General features: G+C 28.7%; 6 protein-coding genes and 2 pseudogenes. 7 read left to right on the forward strand and 1 reads right to left on the reverse strand.

Going from position 1 to position 6,567, the window contains the following annotated elements; genetic code table 11:
- The first annotated feature begins 80 nt into the window (after positions 1 to 80).
- From I4U58_RS11905 to I4U58_RS11935, 7 genes and pseudogenes are all read left to right on the forward strand, one after another.
- Positions 81 to 875 carry a polysaccharide deacetylase family protein gene (locus I4U58_RS11905; protein ID WP_243269623.1) on the forward strand — a complete coding sequence of 265 codons (795 nt, stop codon included), beginning with the start codon at positions 81 to 83 and terminating at the stop codon, positions 873 to 875.
- Positions 876 to 890: 15 nt separating this feature from the next.
- On the forward strand, positions 891 to 1,844 hold the full coding sequence (locus tag I4U58_RS11910) for a peptidylprolyl isomerase (RefSeq protein ID WP_243269624.1): 954 nt from the start codon (positions 891 to 893) through the stop codon (positions 1,842 to 1,844).
- A 437-nt stretch (positions 1,845 to 2,281) separates the two neighbouring features.
- Positions 2,282 to 2,851, forward strand: coding sequence for an HDIG domain-containing metalloprotein (locus I4U58_RS11915; protein ID WP_195931565.1), 570 nt, complete (start codon positions 2,282 to 2,284; stop codon positions 2,849 to 2,851).
- A 6-nt stretch (positions 2,852 to 2,857) separates the two neighbouring features.
- Positions 2,858 to 3,514 (forward strand): annotated as a pseudogene (locus I4U58_RS11920) (SDR family oxidoreductase); the annotation flags it as partial.
- 153 nt (positions 3,515 to 3,667) lie between these two features.
- A complete protein-coding gene (locus I4U58_RS11925; protein WP_195931566.1) occupies positions 3,668 to 4,240 on the forward strand; it encodes a hypothetical protein in 573 nt (190 codons plus the stop codon).
- Between the two features lie 174 nt (positions 4,241 to 4,414).
- Positions 4,415 to 5,755, forward strand: a complete 1,341-nt coding sequence (locus I4U58_RS11930; RefSeq protein ID WP_195931567.1) for a sodium-dependent transporter — start codon at positions 4,415 to 4,417, stop codon at positions 5,753 to 5,755.
- A gap of 188 nt (positions 5,756 to 5,943) precedes the next feature.
- The gene (locus I4U58_RS11935; protein WP_195931568.1) at positions 5,944 to 6,519 is read left to right on the forward strand and encodes a YgjP-like metallopeptidase domain-containing protein; all 576 of its coding nucleotides are present in this window, start codon (positions 5,944 to 5,946) and stop codon (positions 6,517 to 6,519) included.
- Here the strand turns inward: I4U58_RS11935 and I4U58_RS11940 are convergent.
- A pseudogene (locus I4U58_RS11940) lies at positions 6,492 to 6,567 on the reverse strand (iron ABC transporter ATP-binding protein); the annotation flags it as partial. The gene I4U58_RS11935 and the pseudogene I4U58_RS11940 sit on opposite strands and share 28 nt — an antisense overlap.

Consider the following 6,567-nt stretch of genomic DNA (forward strand, 5'->3'; position numbering starts at 1 on the left):
ATTCAGCATTGATTATAGAAATTAAATATAGGAAAATGAGAATAATAAATATTATAAAAAAATTATAAGGGGGGATTATCTTGAGATTAAAAAATAAGCTGACAGTAATCATTTTAGTTGCATTGTCTTTATTTTCGCTGACAGGGTGTAGTAATAAAAAAACAAGTGAAGATGAAAATAATATAAATGCAACACTAGCATCTACAACATTATCAGATATGATTTACAATTCATCACAAGAAATAAACAAGGGCCCAACAAAAACCTATGGGAAGATAGCTTACCTAACTATAGATGATGGACCGTCTCAATATACTGATGAAATGGTAAAAATACTAAAAGATAATAATGTAAAAGCTACATTTTTCATGATAGATGGGAATATGAAATCTTATCCAAATCAAGTTAAAAATGCATTAGAAGCTGGAAATAGTATAGGATTTCACAGTGTAAGTCACGATATACACAAGTTGTATAAAACTCCTATGTCTGCCAAAAAAGAATTTGATACTTGTCAAAAGACTTTTGAAAAAATAACAGGAGAGACATCAAATCTTATAAGGCTGCCATTTGGAAGTAAGCCATATACTTCACAAGCATCATATGACAACATAGTAAATGCTGGATACAAAATATGGGACTGGACTTTAGACACTGAAGATTGGAAGTCTACATCACCACAAATTGTTCAAAGTATAAAACAAAATGCAAAGGGAAATGAGATAGTAATCCTTATTCATGAAAGAAAACAAACTGTTGCTGTATTAGATCAGATAATCAAGTATTTAAAATCACAAGGATATGAAATAGTTCCAATAACTCAAACACAAGAAGAGCAAAATTATTGGAATGAAAAATTAGGAAGTCAAGGTTAGAGGTAGGTGGATAAATTGAAAAAAACGCTATATTTAGGATTAGTAAGTTTATTATGCCTATCTATGATAGGATGTTCCAGTAAAAATGCATTTAAAGTAGGTGATATTGAATTTTCAAATCAAGATGTAGAGAGGGTTGAGTCGATATTGACAGCCACTTCAAACTACACAGATGCAAATTATCTTTCTGATTTTAAAAGCTCAAAAGATAATAAAGAAATAACAAGTAAAGTAATAGACTATATGATAGATAACGAAGTTGTATACCAAAAGGCTCAAAGCGAAGGCATAAAAGTAGATGAAAATGATGTAGAGCAAAAATACAATCAAATTAAAACTATGTTAGATGCAAATGCTGATTATAAAAAATCACTAGAAAAAGCTAATATAGACGAAGCATATTTGAAAGAAACTATAAAAAAAGATTTAGTAATAAATAAATATAAAGAGAAGTATGAAGAAGATTTAAAAGTTACAGATAAAGAAATAGAAACTTATTACAACAAAAATAAATCAGACTTTAAAGAAGAATCAATAGAAGCTTATCATATATTAGTTTCGACTTTAGATGATGAAAATAAACAAGTAAGCGATTCTGAAAAAGATAAATTAAAATCAAAAGCTAATAAAATAGCAGAGAAAATAAAATCTGGGAAGGATTTTGAAAAACTAGCAAAAGAGAATTCGGATGATAAAAGTACTGGTAAAAATGGCGGATATCTAGGTTATTTTACAAAGGAAGATAAAAATCCTGAATTTACAAAAAAAGTATTTAGTCTGGATAAAGGTCAAGTATCAGATGTATTTGAAACACCTTATGGCTATGAAATAGTAAAGGTGACAGATAAAAAGACAAAACAAAAATCATTAGAAGATTGTAGAGAAGATATTGTAAATAGAATACTTGCAGAAAAATATCTACAACATATAGAAAAATTAAAAGACGATACTACTATAGAAAGAAATTAAGATAAATATAAAAAAGACATACTGACAAATTACATAGGGAGTATGTCTTTTTTTAGTTGACATTATTATAAATAACGTGAATTTAATTCAATGGATGAAGCCTCCCGCGCTGAATTCTGAGTAACGTATGAAATCATTGACGCTAAACTCTGAGCAAAGGATGAAGTCGCCCACGCCCAACTTTAAGCAACGAACGAAGTCGTTGGCGATATAAACGAAGTGAATTTTAGTATGTATTATATATAATTTTATGGATACAATATATAAATATTGATTTTATAGTAAAAAGCAGTATTTATTGATAAAAATGTAAATAAGTAATATAATTTATTTAATAAATCTAAATAGGAAAAAGTTTACAAAGCATGGCTTTGTTTTCCTATTATTATAATAAGAATTATATGATTTAATAAATAATATAACTGGGAGGTAATAAAATGTATCCAACAAGGGAAGAAGCATGGGAAATTTTCACTGAATACAACAAAGATGAACATCTAATAAAACATGGATTGACTGTAGAAGGGGTAATGAGACATTTCGCCAACTTATATGGTGGCAATCCTGATGAATGGGGAGTAGTAGGACTACTTCACGATGTCGATTATGAATTATATCCAGAAGAACACTGCAAAAAAACTATAGAAATACTACAAGATAAAGGTATAGACGAAGAAGTAATTCGTGCAATAATAAGCCATGGATATGGTCTTGTAAACGATGTAAAACCAGAAACAGATATGGAAAAAGTTTTATATACAGTAGATGAATTGACAGGTCTTATAACAGCGGCTGCTATAATGAGACCATCAAAAAGTGTATTAGATATAACACTTAAATCTGTTAAAAAGAAATATAAATCAAAAGGATTTGCAGCAGGGGTAAACAGAGAAGTAATCGAAAATGGATGTAAGATGTTAGGAAAAGAATTAAATGAAGTTATAGAAGAGACTATTTTAGGTATGCGCGAAGTTGCAGAAGAAATAGGTCTTAAAGGGGATCTTTAAATATAGTCTATTTTAGAGATGATAGAAGAAGCTAAAAAATATGGTGAAATTGCAATGCTTATAAATGGAGCGGGAGTTTCTCCAAGCCAAGTATCTATAGAGACTATTTTAAAAGTAGACCTTTATGGAACAGCAGTATTATTAGAAGAAGTAGGTAAAGTGATAAAAGAAGGTGGAGTTGGAGTAACGATATCTAGCCAATCAGGATATAGAATGAAAGATTTAGGAGCAGAAATTGACAATCAACTAGCGACAACACCAACAGAAGAACTTTTAGATTTAGAAGTTTTACAAATTAAAAATATAAAAGATACTCTACATGCATATCAACTTGCAAAACGTTTTGCAAAACGTTGCAATGTAAAACGTGTAATGGGTTGTGCTGTAAAATGGGGAGAAAAAGGAGCAAGAATAAACTCTATCTCATCTGGAATAGTTGTTACACCTTTAGCAATAGACGAATTCAACGGTCCAAGAGGCGATTTTTATAAAAATATGTTTGCAAAATGCCCAGCGAGAAGACCGGCAACTGCAGACGAAGTGGCAAATGTAGCCGAATTATTGATGAGTCCTAAGGGTGCATTTATAACAGGAAGTGACTTTTTAATAGATGGAGGCGCTACAGCATCTTATTTCTATGGGGCATTAAAATCAGAAAAATAGAATATAAATTATTAAATAAATTAAAAAACATCTCTATATCATAAATACTTAGAGATGTTTTTTAGTTAAAATATAGAAAATAAAATAATTTGAATAATATTTAATATTAACCAAATACTATATATAATAAGCATGCTAAGGAGATATTTTACTATGAAAAAGCAAAATATATTTAATATAATTCACATGATAATATATTTAATCTATGCTTTATGCATAGGATATTTTGTTACAGTAAGAGATTTTCGATCAATTATTTTATCAATTTTAAGCTTAATCGGAATTATAATTTTAGTTATACTAAATAAAAAGTATAATCATCTATTTGGAAATTTACTTGTAACGACCTTAATTATTTTTATACCAATAGCAATAATCGGCGGTACTTGTTTTGATTTCTATCGATTTAATCATTTTGACGATGTTTTGCATATAACATCTGGTTTTATTGGATGTATGGCAGCAAAAATAATATTTTATTTTAGCCAAAATGAAACAAATACACGTAGAAAGAGATTATTCTTTGTTATATATATGTTTATGTTTAGTATGGGTGTTGCAAGTATATGGGAGCTTATTGAATTTGGGCTTGATAAGTATTTAGGATTTGACTGTCAAGCAGGAGGTCTTACAGATACTATGTTTGATATACTTGACTGTCTAGTTGGAAGTATTATCGCGACAACATACTATTACTTTAAAATAAAAAAGCAAGATGTAAATTAAATTGCCATCTCCTATATTTTAATAAAATAATAAAAACGTCCCTCTTATAATTTAGTGGGGCGTTTTTAAATTATTTTATATAGAGCTATACTTATTATTATGATAGAATATGTTTATTATATATTTTGCTGAGTAAAGAATATAAATAAATATTTATCAAAGGGAGGATAGTTAATGTCAAACAATGAAAAACAAACGAATAATGAAACGCGCGACAGTTTTACATCGAAGACGGGATTTATACTTGCTTGTATAGGTTCTGCAGTAGGGATGGGAAATATATGGCTATTTCCTTATAGAGTAGGTCAATTTGGTGGAGCTGCGTTTTTAATTCCTTATCTAATATTTATCATCCTGTTAGGATATACAGGTCTTATGGGGGAGTTCGCTTTTGGTAGAATGACACAAACAGGTCCAATAGGATCGTTTAAAAAAGCATTAGAAACAAAAAATAAAAAATGGGGTGGGATTCTAGGTGCAATACCAGTTTTAGGAGCATTTGGAATAGCTGTTGGATATGCAGTTGTTGTAGGATGGTTTTTAAGATTCTTAGTTGGATTTATAACTGGAAGTGCAATGGCATCTTCAGATAGCGCCCTTTATTTTGGAGAAATAGCAGGACCTTTTGGTAGTATAATATGGCATATAATTGCTCTTATTATAGTATCTATAATACTTGTTTCAGGTGTAGCAAAAGGTATCGAGATAATGAATAAGATAATGATGCCGGCATTTTATATATTATTTATAATAGTTATGGTAAGAGTATTTATGTTAGATGGAGCGATTGATGGACTTAAATATTTAGTTGTGCCAGATTGGGCTTCTTTAGCAGAACCTAAAACATGGATTTATGCATTAGGACAGGCATTTTTCTCACTTTCTCTAGCGGGATCTGGGATGATAGTTTATGGAAGTTATCTAAAAAGAGATGTAGATATTATATCTAGTGCAAAAAATACAGTAATATTTGATACTTTAGGTGCATTTTTAGCAGGGTTAGTTATAATACCAGCTGTTTTTGCATTTAATTTAGACCCAGCATCAGGACCACCACTGTTATTTATAACAATACCATCAGTATTTAAATTAATGCCGTTTGGTAGACTTTTCGGAATAATATTCTTTGTATCTGTTTTATTCGCCTCAATAACTTCTTTAATGAATTTATTAGAAGTACCAATAGAAGCAGTACAAAGTACATTTAAATTAAATAGAAAAGTTTCAGTTGCAATAGTAGTGATAGCAGCATTCTTATTAGGATTATTTGCTGAAGATGGAGATGCATTAGGAATGTTAATGGACTTCGTATCAATTTATATAATTCCACTAGGTGCATTTATATCAGGTGTTATGTTCTTCTGGGTTATAGGAATTAAAAAAGCAAAATCAGAAATAGAATGTGGCTCAGAGAAAAAATTAGGAAAATTGTTTGAAATAAGTGCTAAATATGTATTTGTATTTTTAACAGTATTTGTACTTATAGCTGGTATTCTTTTAGGAGGAATAGGCTAAATATAATAGAAATAATTAAATAAAATCATATAAAAATCCCCTCTAGTATCTAGAAGGGATTTTTATAATACAGAGAAAATTATATTTATAATTTAGAATATTATAATAATTTATAAATTATAGATAAGCATTATAAATTATGGATAAGTGTAATTGATATATATGTATGTAAAAAATGAGGTGAAAAGATGAACAAAATAAGCTTTAATTATGAAGGGCGAGAGTTGGCTGTTGATATTATATATAGAAAAAGAAAAAACATATCTTTAAAAGTAAGTCCAAAAGAAAATATACAAATAATAGCACCACATAAAGTTTCTTCAGATTTATTAAAAAAAGTACTACAAGATAATTCAAAGTGGATACTATCTAAATTAAATAAATTTAAACATTTTGATGACACTATTATAAAAAGAGATTATGAAGATGATGAAATATATTATTATATGGGCAAACAATATAAACTTAAAATATTAAAAGATATGAATTTACAAAATAAAAATAATAAAAACTATAACTATATAGAGTTAAAAGGCGACAATATAGAAATTAGAACAAATAATTGGGAAAAAGATCATCTAAAAGAAAGTCTAAAAAAGTGGTATAAACTGAGAAGTGAAGAGATAATAATGGATAGAATTGATTATTTAAGAAGCAAAAGTGATGATTTTAGAAAAATTGAGCCAAACTTAGTAAAAGTTAAAGAACAAAAGAAAATTTGGGGCAGTTGTAATACATCTAAGAATATATATTCAGTGCCTTGAGCTATAACCATTGCAATATATGCTCTTTGTCTTTGACCACCACTTAAC

Origin of the sequence: Clostridium sp. 1001270J_160509_D11 (assembly GCF_015667935.1) — a bacterium.
Classification (GTDB): domain Bacteria; phylum Bacillota; class Clostridia; order Peptostreptococcales; family Peptostreptococcaceae; genus Intestinibacter.

Bases quoted from the DNA above. Each gene is read 5' to 3' on its own strand.
- I4U58_RS11925 (WP_195931566.1), top strand. From the start codon at position 3,668: ATGAAAAAGCAAAATATATTTAATATAATTCACATGATAATATATTTA.
- I4U58_RS11930 (WP_195931567.1), top strand. From the start codon at position 4,415: ATGTCAAACAATGAAAAACAAACGAATAATGAAACGCGCGACAGTTTT.
- I4U58_RS11915 (WP_195931565.1), top strand. From the start codon at position 2,282: ATGTATCCAACAAGGGAAGAAGCATGGGAAATTTTCACTGAATACAAC.
- I4U58_RS11935 (WP_195931568.1), top strand. From the start codon at position 5,944: ATGAACAAAATAAGCTTTAATTATGAAGGGCGAGAGTTGGCTGTTGAT.